This window comes from Sphingobium sp. FG125 (assembly GCF_057809795.1).
Map to the genome: position 1 here is coordinate 140,180 of NZ_JBMDKQ010000011.1, position 15,951 is coordinate 156,130.

At 59.1% G+C, this 15,951-nt stretch carries 18 protein-coding genes and 2 pseudogenes; 7 read left to right on the forward strand and 13 right to left on the reverse strand.

From position 1 onward, the window contains the following. Window positions 1–7: 7 nt before the first annotated feature. From ACODSR_RS12615 to ACODSR_RS12625, 3 genes are read left to right on the forward strand one after another with little or no spacing between them, the layout of a single operon-like run. The gene (locus ACODSR_RS12615) at window positions 8–1,582 is read left to right on the forward strand and encodes a Re/Si-specific NAD(P)(+) transhydrogenase subunit alpha (protein WP_489076961.1); all 1,575 of its coding nucleotides are present in this window, start codon (window positions 8–10) and stop codon (window positions 1,580–1,582) included. Window positions 1,583–1,595: 13 nt separating this feature from the next. Next, a complete protein-coding gene (locus tag ACODSR_RS12620; protein ID WP_489076962.1) occupies window positions 1,596–3,047 on the forward strand; it encodes an NAD(P)(+) transhydrogenase (Re/Si-specific) subunit beta in 1,452 nt (483 codons plus the stop codon). A gap of 60 nt (window positions 3,048–3,107) precedes the next feature. Further along, window positions 3,108–3,938 (forward strand): alpha/beta fold hydrolase, encoded by an 831-nt coding sequence (locus tag ACODSR_RS12625; RefSeq protein ID WP_489076963.1) that lies wholly within the window; start codon window positions 3,108–3,110, stop codon window positions 3,936–3,938. Window positions 3,939–3,977: 39 nt separating this feature from the next. Here the strand turns inward: ACODSR_RS12625 and ACODSR_RS12630 are convergent, their stop codons facing one another. The 8 genes from ACODSR_RS12630 to ACODSR_RS12665 form a co-directional block, all read right to left on the reverse strand. Beyond that, window positions 3,978–4,298, reverse strand: coding sequence for a nuclear transport factor 2 family protein (locus ACODSR_RS12630; protein ID WP_489076964.1), 321 nt, complete (start codon window positions 4,296–4,298; stop codon window positions 3,978–3,980). Between the two features lie 242 nt (window positions 4,299–4,540). Further along, window positions 4,541–5,320 carry an SDR family NAD(P)-dependent oxidoreductase gene (locus ACODSR_RS12635; protein ID WP_489076966.1) on the reverse strand — a complete coding sequence of 260 codons (780 nt, stop codon included), beginning with the start codon at window positions 5,318–5,320 and terminating at the stop codon, window positions 4,541–4,543. 22 nt (window positions 5,321–5,342) lie between these two features. Continuing rightward, window positions 5,343–5,729, reverse strand: a complete 387-nt coding sequence (locus ACODSR_RS12640; protein ID WP_224551156.1) for a nuclear transport factor 2 family protein — start codon at window positions 5,727–5,729, stop codon at window positions 5,343–5,345. A 55-nt stretch (window positions 5,730–5,784) separates the two neighbouring features. Continuing rightward, the gene (locus ACODSR_RS12645; RefSeq protein ID WP_489076968.1) at window positions 5,785–6,135 is read right to left on the reverse strand and encodes a Rieske (2Fe-2S) protein; all 351 of its coding nucleotides are present in this window, start codon (window positions 6,133–6,135) and stop codon (window positions 5,785–5,787) included. Continuing rightward, on the reverse strand, window positions 6,132–6,617 hold the full coding sequence (locus ACODSR_RS12650) for a cobalamin B12-binding domain-containing protein (RefSeq protein ID WP_489076970.1): 486 nt from the start codon (window positions 6,615–6,617) through the stop codon (window positions 6,132–6,134). The genes ACODSR_RS12645 and ACODSR_RS12650 overlap by 4 nt, the downstream gene beginning before the upstream one ends. Next, entirely contained in the window at window positions 6,539–8,185 is a 1,647-nt protein-coding gene (locus ACODSR_RS12655) for a methylmalonyl-CoA mutase family protein (RefSeq protein WP_489076972.1), read from the reverse strand. Before ACODSR_RS12655 ends, ACODSR_RS12650 begins: the two co-directional genes overlap by 79 nt. 9 nt (window positions 8,186–8,194) lie before the next feature. Continuing rightward, a complete protein-coding gene (locus ACODSR_RS12660; protein WP_489076974.1) occupies window positions 8,195–9,595 on the reverse strand; it encodes an aromatic ring-hydroxylating oxygenase subunit alpha in 1,401 nt (466 codons plus the stop codon). A gap of 284 nt (window positions 9,596–9,879) precedes the next feature. Next, on the reverse strand, window positions 9,880–10,059 hold the full coding sequence (locus ACODSR_RS12665) for a hypothetical protein (protein WP_489076976.1): 180 nt from the start codon (window positions 10,057–10,059) through the stop codon (window positions 9,880–9,882). Window positions 10,060–10,295: 236 nt separating this feature from the next. On the opposite strand from ACODSR_RS12665, the gene ACODSR_RS12670 reads away from it, so the two are divergent. The 4 genes and pseudogenes from ACODSR_RS12670 to ACODSR_RS12685 all read left to right on the forward strand — a co-directional run. Beyond that, window positions 10,296–11,186: an SDR family NAD(P)-dependent oxidoreductase gene (locus ACODSR_RS12670; protein WP_489076978.1), complete on the forward strand. Its 891-nt coding sequence runs from the start codon at window positions 10,296–10,298 to the stop codon at window positions 11,184–11,186. A 57-nt stretch (window positions 11,187–11,243) separates the two neighbouring features. After that, window positions 11,244–11,592, forward strand: a pseudogene (locus ACODSR_RS12675) (IS630 family transposase); the annotation flags it as partial. A 2-nt stretch (window positions 11,593–11,594) separates the two neighbouring features. Continuing rightward, the gene (locus ACODSR_RS12680) at window positions 11,595–11,774 is read left to right on the forward strand and encodes a hypothetical protein (RefSeq protein ID WP_489076980.1); all 180 of its coding nucleotides are present in this window, start codon (window positions 11,595–11,597) and stop codon (window positions 11,772–11,774) included. A 53-nt stretch (window positions 11,775–11,827) separates the two neighbouring features. Then, window positions 11,828–12,007, forward strand: a pseudogene (locus ACODSR_RS12685) (acyl-CoA dehydrogenase family protein); the annotation flags it as partial. Between the two features lie 169 nt (window positions 12,008–12,176). Here ACODSR_RS12685 and cofC read toward each other — a convergent pair. From cofC to cofH, 5 genes are all read right to left on the reverse strand, one after another. Next, on the reverse strand, window positions 12,177–12,764 hold the full coding sequence (gene cofC, locus ACODSR_RS12690) for a 2-phospho-L-lactate guanylyltransferase (RefSeq protein WP_489076982.1): 588 nt from the start codon (window positions 12,762–12,764) through the stop codon (window positions 12,177–12,179). Further along, entirely contained in the window at window positions 12,761–13,693 is a 933-nt protein-coding gene (gene cofD, locus ACODSR_RS12695) for a 2-phospho-L-lactate transferase (protein ID WP_489076984.1), read from the reverse strand. Before cofD ends, cofC begins: the two co-directional genes overlap by 4 nt. Beyond that, window positions 13,690–14,448 (reverse strand): coenzyme F420-0:L-glutamate ligase, encoded by a 759-nt coding sequence (gene cofE, locus ACODSR_RS12700; RefSeq protein ID WP_489076986.1) that lies wholly within the window; start codon window positions 14,446–14,448, stop codon window positions 13,690–13,692. Before cofE ends, cofD begins: the two co-directional genes overlap by 4 nt. 42 nt (window positions 14,449–14,490) lie before the next feature. After that, window positions 14,491–15,132 (reverse strand): NADPH-dependent F420 reductase, encoded by a 642-nt coding sequence (gene npdG / locus ACODSR_RS12705; RefSeq protein ID WP_489076988.1) that lies wholly within the window; start codon window positions 15,130–15,132, stop codon window positions 14,491–14,493. Between the two features lie 25 nt (window positions 15,133–15,157). Beyond that, the coding region (cofH, locus tag ACODSR_RS12710; RefSeq protein WP_489076990.1) for a 5-amino-6-(D-ribitylamino)uracil--L-tyrosine 4-hydroxyphenyl transferase CofH at window positions 15,158–15,951 on the reverse strand (794 nt) is incomplete at its 5' end.

Here is a 15,951-nt window from a genome sequence, read left to right on the forward strand (position 1 = left end):
AGACGGTTTGAAAATCGGTGCTCCAGGAGAAGTGGCGCAGGGCGAGGCGCGGGTTGCGCTGACACCCGACAGCGCCCTGCAATTGCAGAAGCTCGGCCATGAATGCCTTATCGAGAGCGGCGCGGGCAAAGCGGCCGGGTTCGACGATGATGCCTATCGCGCCGCTGGCGTAGAGGTCGTTGCAACCGCCGACCAATTATGGGCGGCATCCGAGGTGATCGTAAAGGTGCGCCCGCCCGAAGCGGAGGAGGCAGCCCGCCTCCAACCCGGCAAAACCTTGATTTCCTTCTTCTATCCCGGTCAGCGCAGCGAAGAGTTGGCGGCGATCAGCGCGACTGGCGCCAATGTCCTGGCCATGGACATGGTGCCTCGTATCTCGCGTGCGCAAAAGATGGACGCTCTGTCCTCGATGGCGAACATCGCGGGCTATCGCGCGGTGATCGAGGCGGGGGCGAATTTCGGACGCTTCTTCACCGGCCAGGTGACCGCGGCGGGCAAGGTGCCGCCCGCCAGGGTGCTGGTGATCGGGGCTGGCGTCGCCGGCCTGGCTGCGATTGGCGCGGCGACATCGCTTGGCGCGATCACGCTGGCCTTCGACGTCCGGCCCGAAGTCGCCGAACAGATCGAATCGATGGGCGCGCAATTCGTCTATCTGGACTTTTCGGAGGAGCAGCAGGATGGCGCGGCGACCGGCGGCTATGCCGCCCCGTCCAGCCCTGAATTTCGCGACGCGCAGCTCAAGAAGTTCCGCGAACTGGCGCCAAACGTCGACATCGTCATTTCCACCGCGCTCATTCCGGGCCGCGATGCCCCGGTCCTCTGGACGAAGGACATGGTCGAGACGATGCGCCCCGGCTCGGTCATCGTCGATCTGGCGGCGGAACGCGGCGGCAATTGCGAATTGACGGTTCCCGATCAGAAGATCGTATCGCCCAACGGCGTCACCATCATCGGCTATACCGATTTCCCCAGCCGCATGGCCGCGCAGTCCAGCTCGCTCTATGCCAGCAATATCCGCCACATGATCTTCGATCTGACCCCGGCCAAGGATGGCGTGATCGTCCACAATATGGACGACGACGTGATCCGGGGCGCGACCATCGCCCACCAGGGTGAGGTCAGCTTCCCGCCACCGCCGCCCAAGATCAAGGCGATCGCGGCGCAGAAGCCCAAGCCCAAAGCAGAAGAGCTGACTCCCGAACAGAAGCGTGCGAAAGAAGTTGCGGCATTCAAGGCCCAGACCCGTTCGCAGGTCACGCTGCTGGTCGTGGCCGCACTATTGCTCATGGCGGTCGGCGCGGTTGCCCCTGCCAGCTTCATGGCCCATTTCATCGTGTTCGTGCTGGCCTGCTTCATCGGCTTCCAGGTGATCTGGAATGTCAGCCACGCACTGCACACCCCGTTGATGGCGGTAACGAACGCCATTTCGGGCATTATCGTGGTGGGGGCGATGCTCCAGGTCGGGTCATCCAACACTCTGGTGCTTGCGCTGGCGTCCGTTTCCATACTGATCGCTTCGATCAACATCGTTGGCGGCTTCCTGGTCACGCGCCGGATGCTGGCCATGTTCCAGCGGTCGTAAGGGGGCCTTTTCCATGTTTGATACCGGTGTGGTGTCCGCAGCCTATATAGCCGCTGCGGTCCTTTTCATTCTGTCGCTTGGCGGCCTGTCCAATCAGGAAAGCGCCAAGCGCGCCGTGTGGTACGGCATTGCCGGCATGGCGCTGGCCGTGGTGGCGACGCTCTTTGGTCCGGGCGCAGCCAATCTGCCGATCGTGATCGGCACCTTTGCGGTTGCCGCCGTCATCGGCTGGATCGTGGCCGTCCGGGTCCAGATGACGGAAATGCCGCAGCTTGTCGCCGCGCTCCATTCCTTCGTCGGGCTGGCGGCCGTGTTCATCGGTTTCAACGCGCATTTTGAACTGGAAACGGTCAGCGCGCTCACCCCCCTGGCGCGGGAAGCACTGACTGGCTTTGCCGCCGTTCTGGCGCACAAAAGCCCGGTCGAAATCAATATCCTGAAAGTCGAGGCGTTTCTGGGCATCTTCATCGGTGCGGTGACTTTCACCGGATCGATCGTCGCGTTCGGCAAGCTCGCGGGCAAGCTGGACGGCAAGGCGAAGAAGCTGCCGGGCGGCCATGTCCTCAATGCCACGGCCCTGCTGGCATCGCTGGTCCTGCTGGTAATGTATGTGGGCAACATCGGCGCGGAAGGCCGCGAACTCATCCTGCTCGGCGCCATGGCGGCGTTCGCGCTGTTCATCGGCTTCCATCTGGTCATGGGCATCGGCGGTGCCGACATGCCCGTGGTCGTTTCGATGCTGAACAGCTATTCGGGCTGGGCGGCAGCCGCGATCGGCTTCACCCTTGGCAACGACCTGCTCATCGTGACCGGCGCGCTGGTCGGTTCTTCCGGTGCGATCCTGAGCTACATCATGTGCAAGGCGATGAACCGCTCGTTCGTGTCGGTGATCCTCGGCGGCTTCGGCAACACGACGGGACCAGCGGCTGAAATCGAGGGCGAACAGATCGCGATCGATGCCGATGGCGTTGCGTCGGCCCTTAACGAAGCGGACAGCGTCGTCATCGTGCCGGGATATGGCATGGCCGTGGCGCAGGCGCAGCAGAGCGTGAGCGAACTCACGCGCAAGCTGCGGGCGGCGGGCAAAAATGTGCGTTTCGCCATCCATCCCGTTGCAGGGCGCCTGCCCGGCCACATGAACGTCCTGCTGGCCGAAGCCAAAGTGCCCTATGACATCGTGCTGGAAATGGACGAGATCAACGACGACTTCCCGTCGACGGACGTCGTGATTGTCATCGGGTCGAACGATATCGTCAACCCGGCGGCGCAGGACGACCCGAACTCGCCAATCGCGGGCATGCCTGTGCTGGAGGTCTGGAAGGCCAAGCAGGTCTTCGTGTCGAAACGTGGCCAGGGGACCGGCTATTCCGGCATCGAAAATCCGCTTTTCTACAAGGATAATACGCGGATGTTCTATGGCGACGCCAAGGTCGCGGTAGACAGCCTGTTGGGTAAAGTGACTTAATGGGGGAAGAATGGGGAAAGGTAAGCCTTTCCCCTTCGCACATTTTCCGGAGGAAGCGCCATGCCGATCAGGAAAGCCTATGTCGACACAACCGACGGGCAAATTCACTATCGATTCTGCGAAGGTGGATCAGGACTGCCGATCCTGTTTTTTCACATGACCGCCAGTTCATCATCCTCGTTTGAAAATCTGATGGCTGCACTGGACGGCTTCTGCCCGTTATATGCTTTTGACCTGCCCCATTACGGGCAAAGCTTCATGCCAACGGCGGAGCCTTCCTATCCCTACATAGCCGATGTGCTGATAGAGGCCATCAACGCTTTGGGTATTAAAAAATTCCATTGCTTCGGGCATCATGGCGGCACGAATGTGTCGGCACAGCTGGCCGCGAACCATCCCGACAGAGTAGCTTCCATCATGCTGGCTGGCGTGACCTATCCGACCATGGAGGAAAGTGCCCGCAACAGCGCCTACATCTACGACAATCCACCAGACATAAGGGGATCACAGGCGATCACTGCATGGACCCGCGTGGTAAAGGATTGCGACAGTTCTGCCCCGGTAGAGCCAGATGCCCCATTTTTTCCCGTGCCACCTGAAATCTATCACAGCGAGTTGATCGATACGCTGACCGCAGGCACAGAATGGCATTGGGGATATCGGGCGGTATTCAAGCATGACATGCCAAAATTGCTCGAAAAAGTCTCTTGCCCGATTCTCTTGGTGTGCGGCAAGCGTGACATCGTCTTCTTTTGGCATGAGCGGGCGAAACAGGCCCTGCCCCACGCCAAGGTTGTTGAACGAGAGGGTTATGGCAGTTATTACTGCACGTTCGCCGGTAATGACCTGGCGCCCTATATAAGAAACTTCGTCAGTGACCTGGACGCGTAAATCATGTTTACTGGCGCATTCAAGCGGCGCTCACCAGCTTTATCGGCTGCGTTGGGTAGGGGCATCAGCAGACCAATCCTGATAGATCGGATCATGCGGATGGAAAGCGCCCCAGTTTGAAAGAGCAGGAACATTGACGATATCCCAATCGGGCGCGATCGTTCCAACATCGCACCAGTCCCAGATACAGGTACGTCGCAAGATCTTCCATTCGCCATCGCGTTTTTCGCACAGATCGCGATAACGACCGGCCTGAAACATCGTCACTTGCGGCTCCTTGAATTGGACCACGCAGATGAACATGCTCTCACGCTTTGCTAAATTGCCGTCGATTGTTGTCGTGCAGGCATTGCTTGTCATAAAGCATCTGCAATTGCTCTTGGGTTATACCACAGTGCTGTGATTATGACTCATCTCCCCTCCCCGGCGGGGAGGGGTCGGGGGAGGGGGAGCAAGGCGAAGCCGCGCGTCCCATACTGGCGGCAGTACACCCCCACCCAACCTCCCCCTCAAGGGGGAGGAGCCTATGGCTCGTGATCATTGCACCTTGGTATTAGAGACACGATCCTTTCCGTTTATGGCTGGTCCGACGAGGGCGCCGCCTATTGAGCGGTCAATCCACCGTCGGCGGGAAGCGCCGCACCGGTGACGAAACTCGATGCGTCCGATGCCAGAAATGCGAAAACGCTGGCAATTTCGGAAGGGTCGGCCCCGCGATTGAGTGGCATGCGGGAAATGAAAATATCCGCGTCGGAACCCAGTTTCTCCATGGTGCTCTTGACCATGGGCGTCAGTACGACGCCGGCGTGGACCGAGTTGACCCGGATATTCAGTGGGGCATATTCGATCGCGGCAGCCTTCGTCATCCCCGTCACCGCGAATTTCGACGCGCAATAATCCATATTGTTCGCCGCCCCTACCAAGCCATATCCGGACGAGTTATTGACGATGGAACCGCCTCCTGCCCTGATCATCGAGGACAGGACCAGTTTCATGCCCAGGAACGGGCCTTCCTGATTAATCGCGCATACCATGCGATATTCCTCAAGGCTCAGGTCCGCGATCGGCTTCCAGTGGCCCGGATGCCCGGCGTTGTTGACCAGGACGTTTACGGGACCAAAAGCCGCTTCGGTCTCCGCGATCACCCGTTCCCAATCCGCAGCCTGGGTCACATCGAGGCGAGAGACCAGCACTTTCTCGCCCAATTCGCTCGCCAGATCCCGAGCCGCATCGACCTGGATGTCGCCGATCATGACACTGGCACCCAGGTCATGAAACATGCGTGCCGCAGCAGCGCCGATGCCGCTGGCCCCACCGGTTATAATCGCCACTTTGCCTGTAAGATCGAACATCGCTCGCCTTCCTGATTTTATCTGTGACACCCAAAGATGCCAATCCTTCGGTTCAGACCAGCACGCTGTCCGCCAGTTTGGTGTCGATCAACTCGCGCATGGCCAGAATCCTGTCGCCCCGGAAATGGCAGAATATCGCATAATCCCCGTCGAACCTCTTGCCGTTTGCCAGTTCGCACTTGCCCGAGAACATGGCAGAAACGATATCGCCTTCCTCCACCATCTCCTGAAAGGTAAATTCGCCCGGTCGCGCCAGGGCTGCCATGAACGCGTCGAGTTGGCCCAAAATGTCCGCCAATGATCGTTTGCCGCGCAACACCGTGGTGCCTAGAAACTCGTGGGTATAATCTTCGGTTACAGCCGCCTGGATCGCTGCAGCATCGCCACGGCCTACCGCGTCGATATATTGACGAACGGCTTTCTTCTTAGCGCTTTCCAATACCCGACTCCTGCTTCATCAAGTTGCTGTCTTCTCTCAAAGCGACAGCGAGCGTTCAGCCCGCCTGCCTGACGAAAGGGTTCCGCCCCTGCTCCGCAATGGGTTTCACCTCAACCCGCCCCTCGCGGACGCGAACGGAAAAGCGGCGTAGTGGATCGACCGCAGGGCCAACGATGGCCTTTCCTGTACATATATCGAAGCGCGCACCATGTTTTCGGCAAATGATGTTCATGCCGATCTGCCGCCCCCCTTCCAGCGGGAAATCGAGATGGGTGCAGCGGTTCTCCAATGCATAAAACTCAGCGCCGATGCGGAATATCAATATGGAGGTGTCATCGACCAGGAATGCGCGATGTTTGCCGCTTGGAACGTCTTCCACCGCGCAGACATCGACATAGACCGTCATATGCTAGGCACACCGGCATTTTGCACGAACAGGATGATGTCTTGCGTCTTGGACCCGGCCCCAAATACGCCAGCTACGCCCATTTCCTTAAGTTCGTCGACATCATCGGGGTGAATGATGCCGCCCAGGATCACGGGGACGTGCCCCACCCCTTTTGCTTTCATCGCTTCGATCAACTGGCGCGTATATTCGACATAGGCAGCGGACGAGAAGCTGATGCCCACGACGTCGGACTTCCGCTCGGCGACGGCAGCGGCCATGCCCTCGACGCTGTTATGTTCGCCGATATAATCGACGTCAATGCCTCCGGCTTCGCTTAGCAGACGCGCCAATGTGCGGATGCCTTTCGAATGGACATCCGTGCCCAGCATTCCAAGCATGCATTTTACAGTATTTGGCTTGCTCATGTGTAACTCAGCGGTGCTTGAAGGTGACCATAGGGGTCGAAGGCATGACCATAGGCGACGCGTACCGTCCCCCATATCTCGCCGATGCTGGCATCGGCAACGAATGCGTCGATCATCGCCTGCATCGGGTTATTACCGTCACGAACGACATTGTGGACATGCTTCAAAGACTCTGACCAGCGGCCCTGATCGCGCTGCTGCTTGAGTTCCGAAAACCGGCGAATATGGGCGTATGTGTTAGTGCGATCAAACTTGAAGCGCGTAGGCGATGGCTCGTCTTCCGGGACAAATTGATTGACGCCGACCATGATGCGCTCGCCGCTATCCATCTCGCGTTGCAGATCGAAGTTGAAATCGTCCATCATCTGCTCGATCTGGCCACTGGCGATTGCTTCGATAAGGCCGATTTTCTCGATCCGCGTCAGCATGGCCACGGCTTCGGCTTCCACCTGATCCGTCAGCGCCTCGATATAGTAGCTGCCGCCAAAGGGATCGGCCACGCGGGCCGCGCCGACTTCATTGGCCAGGATTTGCTGCTGCCGGGTAGCAAGTTCGCGCGCCTCATGGGTCGGCACGCAAACCGGCTCGTCGAACGTGCAGGCTTCCAGCGACTGCACACCGCCGCACAGCGCCGCCAGGCCCTGAATGGCCGTCCGTGTCAGATTGTTGAGCGGCTGCTTATACACCAGCGATTTACCAGACGTGTGGCAGGCAATCCGCAGGCGTTGAGCGCGCACATCTTGCGATGCGAACCGCTCCTTCATCGTCCGCGCCCAATAGCGGCGCAGCGCGCGGAACTTCGCGATCTCTTCAAAAAAGTCGATGTCGGAGGTCGAAACCCACGCCAGGCTGGGCGCGACCTGATCCACGGTCAGGCCGCGATCGATCAGATCCTCCATCGTCTTGTTGATCATGGCCATGCCCAGAGCGATTTCACCTGCGGGAGAAAGACCACGTTCGCGCAGGTCATAGGCTTGTGGCATGCCAAGCGCCCATTTCGGGCTGTTGCGGACACTGAATTCTATCTCGTCGACCGCTATTCTGTGACCAAATTCAGCAGGCACCAGATGCTTGCCCCAGCCGCATAGCGTCTGTTGCAGCATGTCCGGCATGTTCGAGCCTTGCAGCGTCGACAACGGCTGGCCGCGCTTGACATGCACCGATGCGATCAATGGATAGGCCATGGCCGCCCAATGCCAGGCGGTGTCGACCTTCGCCAGATCCACGCCATCGAGAAGGCGTTCGGCGTCGCGCAACGTCGGGAGCGAACAGCCTTCCAGGCCCACTTCCGGTCCGAAGGCAGGGTGATCAGGGTCTACGCTTTGCGTAGTCAGCGGATCCGGAACGATACTGACGCCCGTTCCGCCGGAGGCCAGCACCATTTCCAGGCCTTGGCGTGTATCCTCTGGCGATCCATAGCCTACAATGTTTCGCAGCGTCCACATTCGGCTGCGATACATTTGGGGATAGGCACCCCGCGTGAACGGATAGCTGCCTGGATCGCCGAGATTTTCCCTATACGCGTCGTCCTTTTCCTTGGGGAAATAGGCCGGGTCCGTCTCCAGCCCGCTCCAGGTCTTGGTGCGGGAAAGCTTGATTTCGACGTTTTCGACGCTCTCGAAGAGATTTGCGGTCTCGCTCATATTGCTCGCTCAGCCCCGCCCCATCAGTCGGTCAAGCTCAGCAAGATAGTGTCGGATGCGGTTCTCAGATTCTGAAAGGACGTAGCCGTCAAACGCGGACGACTCGATGCCCTTTTGCACTTCCGGCACGCGGACGGCGTCCTGCGCAAGGACTGAGCCAAAATCCGCCAGCGTCTGGGGAACGATCTTTTCTGGCCGTATCGATCCGTCCCAACCCGGAGGGGACACGGCTTCAGGGCCGAACTGACCGGGATCCATGACCATATCGTTCGAACCGCCCACTGGCAGGCATAACGAAATGGCGCGATAATAGCTCTTGCGCGGTTCGGTTTCGTGCGGACGGAAAATCTGGAGCAGCAGGGAGTCACTGAACGCATTGATCGTCACGTTCGGGAAGATGAAGTAATTCCAGTCATCATTGACCTGATCGTCGGTCAGATTCTCGAAATGGTCGTAGCCGTGCCGCTTTGCCCATTTCCGCCGCGTTTCGGCAAAGGCCTTGTTATATTCATAGCCCTTGAGATGGGTGAAATCATCCGGGTTGCCGCCATAAAATTGCAGAAACGCCTTCATTCCGTCGGGTACCGATTCGCGATCCTCAAACCGCACGGGAACGCTGCCGATCGGAATGATCATCCGGCTGTTGCCATTGCCATAGAGATCATACTGACAACCCAGCGTCTCGGTGAAAGGCGCAACCTGGGGATGCACGTCATCAGCGTGATAAAATTCAATGAACGCATCAAGCGCGGTCTTCCAGTTCGCATCCCAACAGGTTTCGATATCGCGCAGCACCTTGTATTTTTCGAACGGATAGGGCGCGAGATGCTTCGGGATGACGTCCAGTTGGTCCAGCAAGGGCTTGGCATTCAGGTCCATATTGATGAACACCAGGCTGTTCCAGACGCTGCATCGCACCGCCTTCAGGCCGGGGCGATGGGCAACCGCCTCCTTGCGGAAAATCATCTCATCGCGAATCTCGACATTCTTGCCGTCGAGGCCGAATTTCCAGCCATGGAAATCGCAGGTGAAGGCGCAGCCTCCCTGGCTTGCATCACCGCCGACGCTGCCGAAATCGTCATGCACGATGCGGTTTCCGCGATGCGGGCAGACATTATAATAGGCCGCGATCCCGTCATCACCCTCGGCATTGCGCACGATGATGAAGGATTCCTTGCCATAGTCTGCCTTGAACCAGTCGCCGACCTCCGCGATGTCATGGCTCAGCCCGACGAAAAGCCAGGTCTTCGTCCACATCTTGTCCCACTCAAGGTCGGCTTCTTCTTTGCTGTAGAAGCGTTTGGGATCGATCCGCGCGGTGCCATGATCGATATACGGCGCCTTTTCGCCAGAGCTACCAGGTTCCGCATCGGGGTAAGTGACGAAGCCCCGCTGGTAATCGTAATCCATGGCACCCTCATCATTTATAAAAACAGTATGTAGGACCTAATATGGTATCCGTCCCAACGCAATCCATTTTCGCAGCCATCCCTCTAACGGGACGCGCCTCAACGGCCATTTTACACAGCACGCCGTGTTCCACAAACGAGGTTTGAACGCGCCAAATTAGCGCGCTTTCGCCGGCTATGCGCAAGCAGTCTTTATATAAATATAGGGCACGGAAAAGCCGCTGCCAAGGGACGTGATGACAGACATCGCCGCCTGCCCCGTCCGAACCGCATGACCAAAAATTCTCAACTCGGCTGCGCGCTGAAATCGCCTTCTTCGATCGGAAGCTTCATGGCGATTGGATCGTCAACCGCCTGCCCACTATCATCATCGCCAACATGATCCGTGCCGACGAGATTGCCGATATTGTCAGCATCAGAAAACTCATGGTCCCTTGAAATCGATCGCCTGCCTTTGTCGTTCATAATAAATTCCCGTCAAAAATCGAACAACGCGGTCCCGACTATCGTTCCATGGCGCAGGCGATATCCTGCTGCTGCCCTATTCACATCGGGGCATGCCATGTAGTATATAGGTTCTAAACAATGGATTCGTTGCGTTGGCGCTTCGCTTTTGGCCTATTGGGGGCGCGACCGGTCAAGCGCGCAGTCGAGCTGGAAGCTGGCGCAACGATGATATGATTCTTGGTAGAGGATAAACAATGTCAGCAGGTGCAGCACAGTCCGGCACGATCTTGGTACTGGGAGCCTCAGGCGGCGTCGGGCAATGTCTGACACGACAGTTGCAGGACGCAGGCTATAACGTACTGGGTTCCGCATTGAATGACGCCGATCTTGAGGGGATGAAGGCCAACGGCCTTGACGCGGTAGATCTTTTCGTTGCCGATTTCTCCTCTGCCGATGTGGGCGCGTCCCAACTTGTGAAAGCCCTTGAGCGCAGCGACCGCCCGCTCTACGCCGTCATCAGTTGTGTTGGCGTCAATCCATCCGGCCCTTTGGAAACGACGCCTATCGAGACGTTCCGACGCACGATGGAAATCAACACGATTTCCAATCTCGCCATCTATCAGGCTACGCTTCCGCATATCCGCAAGAACAAGGGTCGCTTCATCTTCGTAGGATCAATGTCCGGCAAGATCGCGTTTCCGCTACTTGGCTATTACACCGCCTCGAAATTCGCGCTGGAAGGCCTGGCCGATACCATGCGCCTGGAAGCGGGTCAGTGGGGCATACCTGTCTCGCTGATAGAGCCCGGCGCGATCGCGACTGCCATGGTGCATGGTTTTGGAGCGCAGCTGGATCGCGGGCTTGTGCAGCTCGACGAAGAAGGGCGGCAGAATTACGGACATTATTTCGAGCAGCAAAAGGCGTTTTCCCAGAGCGCCGACAAAGTCGCGGTCGCGCCCGATGTGGTGGCGGCAACTATCATTGAAGCGCTGGAAGCGCCGGTACCCGCCAGCCGCTATGCGATCGGAAACGCGGTCGAGCTTCTGGATATGCGGCGTATCTCTTCCGACGTCGAGATAGATGCGCTTTTTAACCAGATGCTTCCAGGCAACCGCTCGGTTCTGCAATCGACCGATCCAATATAATCTGGTTCATTCGCCGATCCGCTATAAGGCTTTTCAAGGCAATGCAGCGGGTCGGTTTCGCGTCGGATCCAGGGGCGAGCGGCGGACGTCCTCCCTATCTGGAAGGCGCGTAAGGCCATCTCGCTGGAAGAGCTTCGGGTAGCGCTGGCCGACACCGGCTTGATCGTCTCGGTGGCAGGACTGGATTGTTTCTTCGTCCGCCGAGGCATGACGCGCAAAAAAGACTGGCCATGCAATCGAGCAGGACCGCCCCGACGTCCTGAAGCAGCGGCATGATTGGTTCGAGGGGCAGGTCGATCTTGAACAGGAACGGCTTGTCTTTATCGATGTAACCTGGACCTTCACCAACATGACCCGCAGCCATGGTCGCTGCGCCAAAAGCGCGCGACTGCCGATGGGGTTTCCATCGTGCCGATCCCTTCGAAAAGCCCTGCACTCAATCCGCAGGAAAACATCTGGCAATTCATGCGTGACAATTGGCTATCGAACCGGGTGTTCGGTTCCTATGAAGAGATTGTCGATCGGCCTCCGAGACTGGGCACATGGGTTCTGATCAATGAAACTTGGTATCAGTCCGTCAAAAGATGAACGACCGCCCTGTCCTGGAATTATGATCGCCAGTCCGATTCCCATCTGTTGCCGGCAAAGCTGGGGAAGCCGCGATCAAGATCGACTCCGCCTGGATGCATGTCTACCGCGCCTGCGACGTCGTCGATCGCATCGCGCAGGAGCGGCCCGTCACGAAGATAGAGAAAGTGAAAACCCAGGCCGACTGCGGCTACGCCATGCGCCTGGCTCACGCGGCGGCGGACATGGCGTGACCTGAGCGTCGGCTCCCGCCACAATGCGCTCAATGCCGGCCTGTCGCTCGAACTGCTCCGGCGTGCGCTGACCGGGGGGAAATCCAACATCCGCAATATGCCAGAAATCTGACTATTGCAGCTGGTATAACGGATCAAGGACGCGCGTCTGTGGAACTCACAAGACCCGTTACGCCGCTGTCCAGCGCCTGATTTCCGGCGCATGACGGCAGGCCCGGTCATAATCCTCCGGCGTGTCGACATCGAGCGACAAGCCGGTGCGATGGATGATGGCAGCTCTGTCCTGCCCGGCTTCGACGTGCTGCACGAAGCTATTCGGACCAAAGTGAAAGGCGAACCCGGCCGGGTCGACCAGCGCAATCGCATTCGTGCCAGTCCCTGCATGATCCGGCGCGATGGCCATTGACGCCCTGCCCGCCGCTTCCAGCAGGTCGCCAATGTCCTGCAGTCCCAGTAAAGGAAGGTCGGCATGGATGACGAGCAGACATTGTGTCGCCAGATCCGCTGCAAGACTGTTCAACTCGGCATTGAGGCCCCGTCCCGCGTCCCCGATGAGGCGACCGTGCCACGCAGGCGGGCGTATGTCGGACAGCACGGCGATCTCCCCCACAGCATCGCAGCCAGCGAGCACCGCGCATGTGCGATTGAACATGGCATAGCTCAAACGGTCACGCTGCTCTTCAGAGAAAATCCCCGCAAGACGGGTCTTGCGCGCCGCGCGCCCCTTGAACGGGATTACCGCCGTCCAGTTGATCACCGCAATGTTTGCGCCAGCGCCAGCGTTGCCCGCGCCACCCGCGCCCGGTCCGTAAGGCTGTTCATCATGATATCCGTTGCTGCCGATGCGACGCCGAGCGCACTGCCGTCGTCGCCGGAATCGATGAGCAGGCCATCGATCAATCCTTCATAATGCCGCGCGATCGTCGAAAGCGACACAGACTGGCCAAGTTCGGCCATCAGTTTCGCGGTCGGCCCCTTTACTGCCTTGCCACCGACGATCGGCGAGACCGCAACTATCGGTGCCACGCTGTTTCTAAGGGCGTCACTTATCCCAGGCACGGACAGAATGGGGTCGATGCTGAGATAGGGATTGGACGGCGCGATAACGATGGCGCTGGTTGCAGGGTCGGTGATCGCCTCCAGGACGCCCGGTGCTACACGGGCCGTCCCCGCACCCTCAAAGCGGATGGCGCTGACCTGCGGCATACACCGGCGCTCGACAAAATAACGTTGGAACGCTAGATCGCCCTCATCGGTCGTCACGATCGTGGCGACGGGATCGTCGCTCATCGGCAGCACGGACACGCCAATATTCCATGCGGCGGCAAACTGCGCGGTCACGGCGCTCAACGCATGGCCGGCCCGCAATTGGGCAGTCCGCAGGATGTGCAGCGCCAGATCACCATCGCCAAGCTGGAACCAGTCTTCCCCGCCCAGTGATCGCAACGCAGCCATGAAGTTCCAGCTTTCATCCGCGCGACCCCAGCCTTTTTCGCGATCGGCTTTCAACGCCAGCGTATAGAGCAGCGTATCGACATCGGGCGATATATTGAGACCAAGATGCTCGAAATCGTCGCCTGTATTGACGATCGCTACGATCCGATCGGCTGGCATGACTTGACACAGGCCCAGAACCAGCTTCGCGCCGCCGACACCGCCCGTCAACACGACGATCTTTTCCGTCATCGGAACAAATCCTCCGTTATCGGGCGGACGATCACGGATGCAGGTCTATCCGCTTCGGTCCAGTGCAGCCCACGGACGAGAGCCGCAGGCACGCCTTCGGACCCTTCGCCCATCGCCAGCCCCGCCGCTGACGCTACCATGTCTGCAAGCGCGATCTGCGTCACTTCCAGAACCCGTCCGTCCCGGTCGATCTCGCCCCTCTTGTCCTGGAGCGCTGGCAGCCCGCTTGCACCGAGGGCGACGCAGACGACCCCCATGCGCCAGGGACGACCAAAGCTGTCCGAGATAACGACGGCGGGCGCATGACCAAAGCGCTGCTTCAGCCCCTGCCTGATACGCTCGGCCGACCCGTCCGCGTCTTCAGGCAGCAGCAGCGCATAGTCACCCTGTCGGTCGCCGATGTTGGAGCGATCGATCCCGGCGTTGGCCATGACATGGCCGCTTCTGTGCTGGGTAATGAGCACATGGGGAACCGCACGCAGCACCGCGCGCGATTCCGCGAGGACGAGTTCGACAAGCTGCGCGTCCTTGCGCGTGATTTCAGCAAGGCGCAGCGCCTCTGGCCCAGGCACGACCTGGGCCAGATCGACAAACCGGTCTTCCGCTTTGGATACGATCTTTTGCGTAACGACCAGTATGTCGCCATCGCGAAAGGGTGCGAGACCGAGCGCTTCTAGGCTGTCTGCCAGTATTTCATCGAGAGCGGCGTGCTGTTCGATTTCGCCGATCCCCGTTAGGGGGCAGATTTCTATCATTCGTCATGCCATTTCGGTTCATCGGGAGCGTGCCGATCGCGCTTATTCCAAAATGCCGGTCAAGCGAATACCTGCTTCGCCGGGGCCGTAATTTTTATTGATGAAGATCAATATCGAGGTCAGTGCCTCCGCGGCAGCCGAATTGCAGAGCGCGCCGGCATGAAAGGCACGCAGGCCCATCAAACCGGCCAGTTCGACGACCTGTTCGCGCGCTGCCTTGTCATCGCCGAACACCAGCACGTCGCAATCGATCGCCTCATCGGTCGCAAGCTTGTGGGCCGCGACATTGTGAAAAGCCGATACGACGGTGACGCCTTCTCCCAACTGGGACTGCGCGCGTTGGGCGGCGCTGCCTTCGGGGGGCAGCTGAACGCGCATCACCTTGGGCGGCACCAGTGGCACAGTGGTATCCACGACGATCTTGCCGGCACAATGCGGCGCGATGTCGGCAATGGTTCCTGCCTGGGCCGCGAAGGGTACGGCGATGATGATGATGTCCGCTTCACGGGCCGCATCGGCGTTCGCCCGGCCGGAAAGGCCAAAGCCCAATTCTGCCGCAGCGCGTTCCGCGCTCTCCTGCGAGCGGGAACCGATAAGGACAGTACGACCAGCCTTGGCCAGTCGCCGCGCGATTGCCGCACCAAGATTGCCGGTTCCGCCGATTACTGCGATTGTTTCTGCCATCTCAATCATCCTCTTCAAATCAGGGCTATTCAGCCGCTTCAAGTGCATAAGTGTTCATATGTCCGTACAGCGTCGTCCGCTGCGTGGCTTGGCGGCCTGCCTCGCGTGCGAACCCATGCATTTGCGTGGGATCGCACAATTGGCCGTTCAGACCGCCGGCAGCGCGGGTGATGGATTCGTCCATCAATGTGCCGCCAAGGTCGTTGACACCGGCTCGCAGGGCCGCTGCAACGCCGCTTGGTCCAAGCTTCACCCAACTTGCCTGGATATTGGTTATCAGCGGATGGAGGACCAGGCGCGATATGGCGTACATCAGGATCGTTTCGCGGAAGCTGGGACCCGACCGTGCGCGCCCTTTCATCCAGATCGGCGATTCCATATGGACGAAGGGCAGCGGCACGAATTCAGTAAATCCGCCCGTCTCCTCCTGAAGATCGCGGATCTTGAGCAAATGGCGCGCCCAATGTTCATAGCCCTCGACATGGCCGAACATCATCGTGGCGGTCGAGCGAAGGCCGACGCGATGGGCGGTCCGCATGACATTGAGCCATTCACCGGAATCGAGTTTGTCCGGGCAGATGATGGCGCGAATCTCATCATCCAGTATTTCTGCCGCCGTCCCTGGCAGCGTCGATAGCCCCGCATCGCGAAGCCGAACCAGATAGTCCTCAAGGTCCAGGCCGAGCGTCGACGCGCCATGTGTGACCTCCAGCGGCGAAAAAGCGTGAATATGGATATGCGGTGCCGCGTCACGGACAGCCTTCAGCACCGAAAGATAGGTGTGACCGTCATAATCGGGATGGATGCCGCCCTGAAGGC

What these genes read in the sequence shown, in the direction of transcription:
- ACODSR_RS12620 (WP_489076962.1), top strand. Translation starts at nt 1,596, where the DNA reads ATGTTTGATACCGGTGTGGTGTCCGCAGCCTATATAGCCGCTGCGGTC.
- ACODSR_RS12625 (WP_489076963.1), top strand. Translation starts at nt 3,108, where the DNA reads ATGCCGATCAGGAAAGCCTATGTCGACACAACCGACGGGCAAATTCAC.
- ACODSR_RS12630 (WP_489076964.1), bottom strand. Translation starts at nt 4,298, where the DNA reads ATGACAAGCAATGCCTGCACGACAACAATCGACGGCAATTTAGCAAAG.
- ACODSR_RS12645 (WP_489076968.1), bottom strand. Translation starts at nt 6,135, where the DNA reads ATGACGGTCTATGTCGATGTCTGCGCGGTGGAAGACGTTCCAAGCGGC.
- ACODSR_RS12650 (WP_489076970.1), bottom strand. Translation starts at nt 6,617, where the DNA reads ATGGGGGACGGTACGCGTCGCCTATGGTCATGCCTTCGACCCCTATGG.
- ACODSR_RS12655 (WP_489076972.1), bottom strand. Translation starts at nt 8,185, where the DNA reads ATGAGCGAGACCGCAAATCTCTTCGAGAGCGTCGAAAACGTCGAAATC.
- ACODSR_RS12660 (WP_489076974.1), bottom strand. Translation starts at nt 9,595, where the DNA reads ATGGATTACGATTACCAGCGGGGCTTCGTCACTTACCCCGATGCGGAA.
- ACODSR_RS12665 (WP_489076976.1), bottom strand. Translation starts at nt 10,059, where the DNA reads ATGAACGACAAAGGCAGGCGATCGATTTCAAGGGACCATGAGTTTTCT.
- ACODSR_RS12670 (WP_489076978.1), top strand. Translation starts at nt 10,296, where the DNA reads ATGTCAGCAGGTGCAGCACAGTCCGGCACGATCTTGGTACTGGGAGCC.
- cofD (WP_489076984.1), bottom strand. Translation starts at nt 13,693, where the DNA reads ATGACGGAAAAGATCGTCGTGTTGACGGGCGGTGTCGGCGGCGCGAAG.
- cofE (WP_489076986.1), bottom strand. Translation starts at nt 14,448, where the DNA reads ATGATAGAAATCTGCCCCCTAACGGGGATCGGCGAAATCGAACAGCAC.
- npdG (WP_489076988.1), bottom strand. Translation starts at nt 15,132, where the DNA reads ATGGCAGAAACAATCGCAGTAATCGGCGGAACCGGCAATCTTGGTGCG.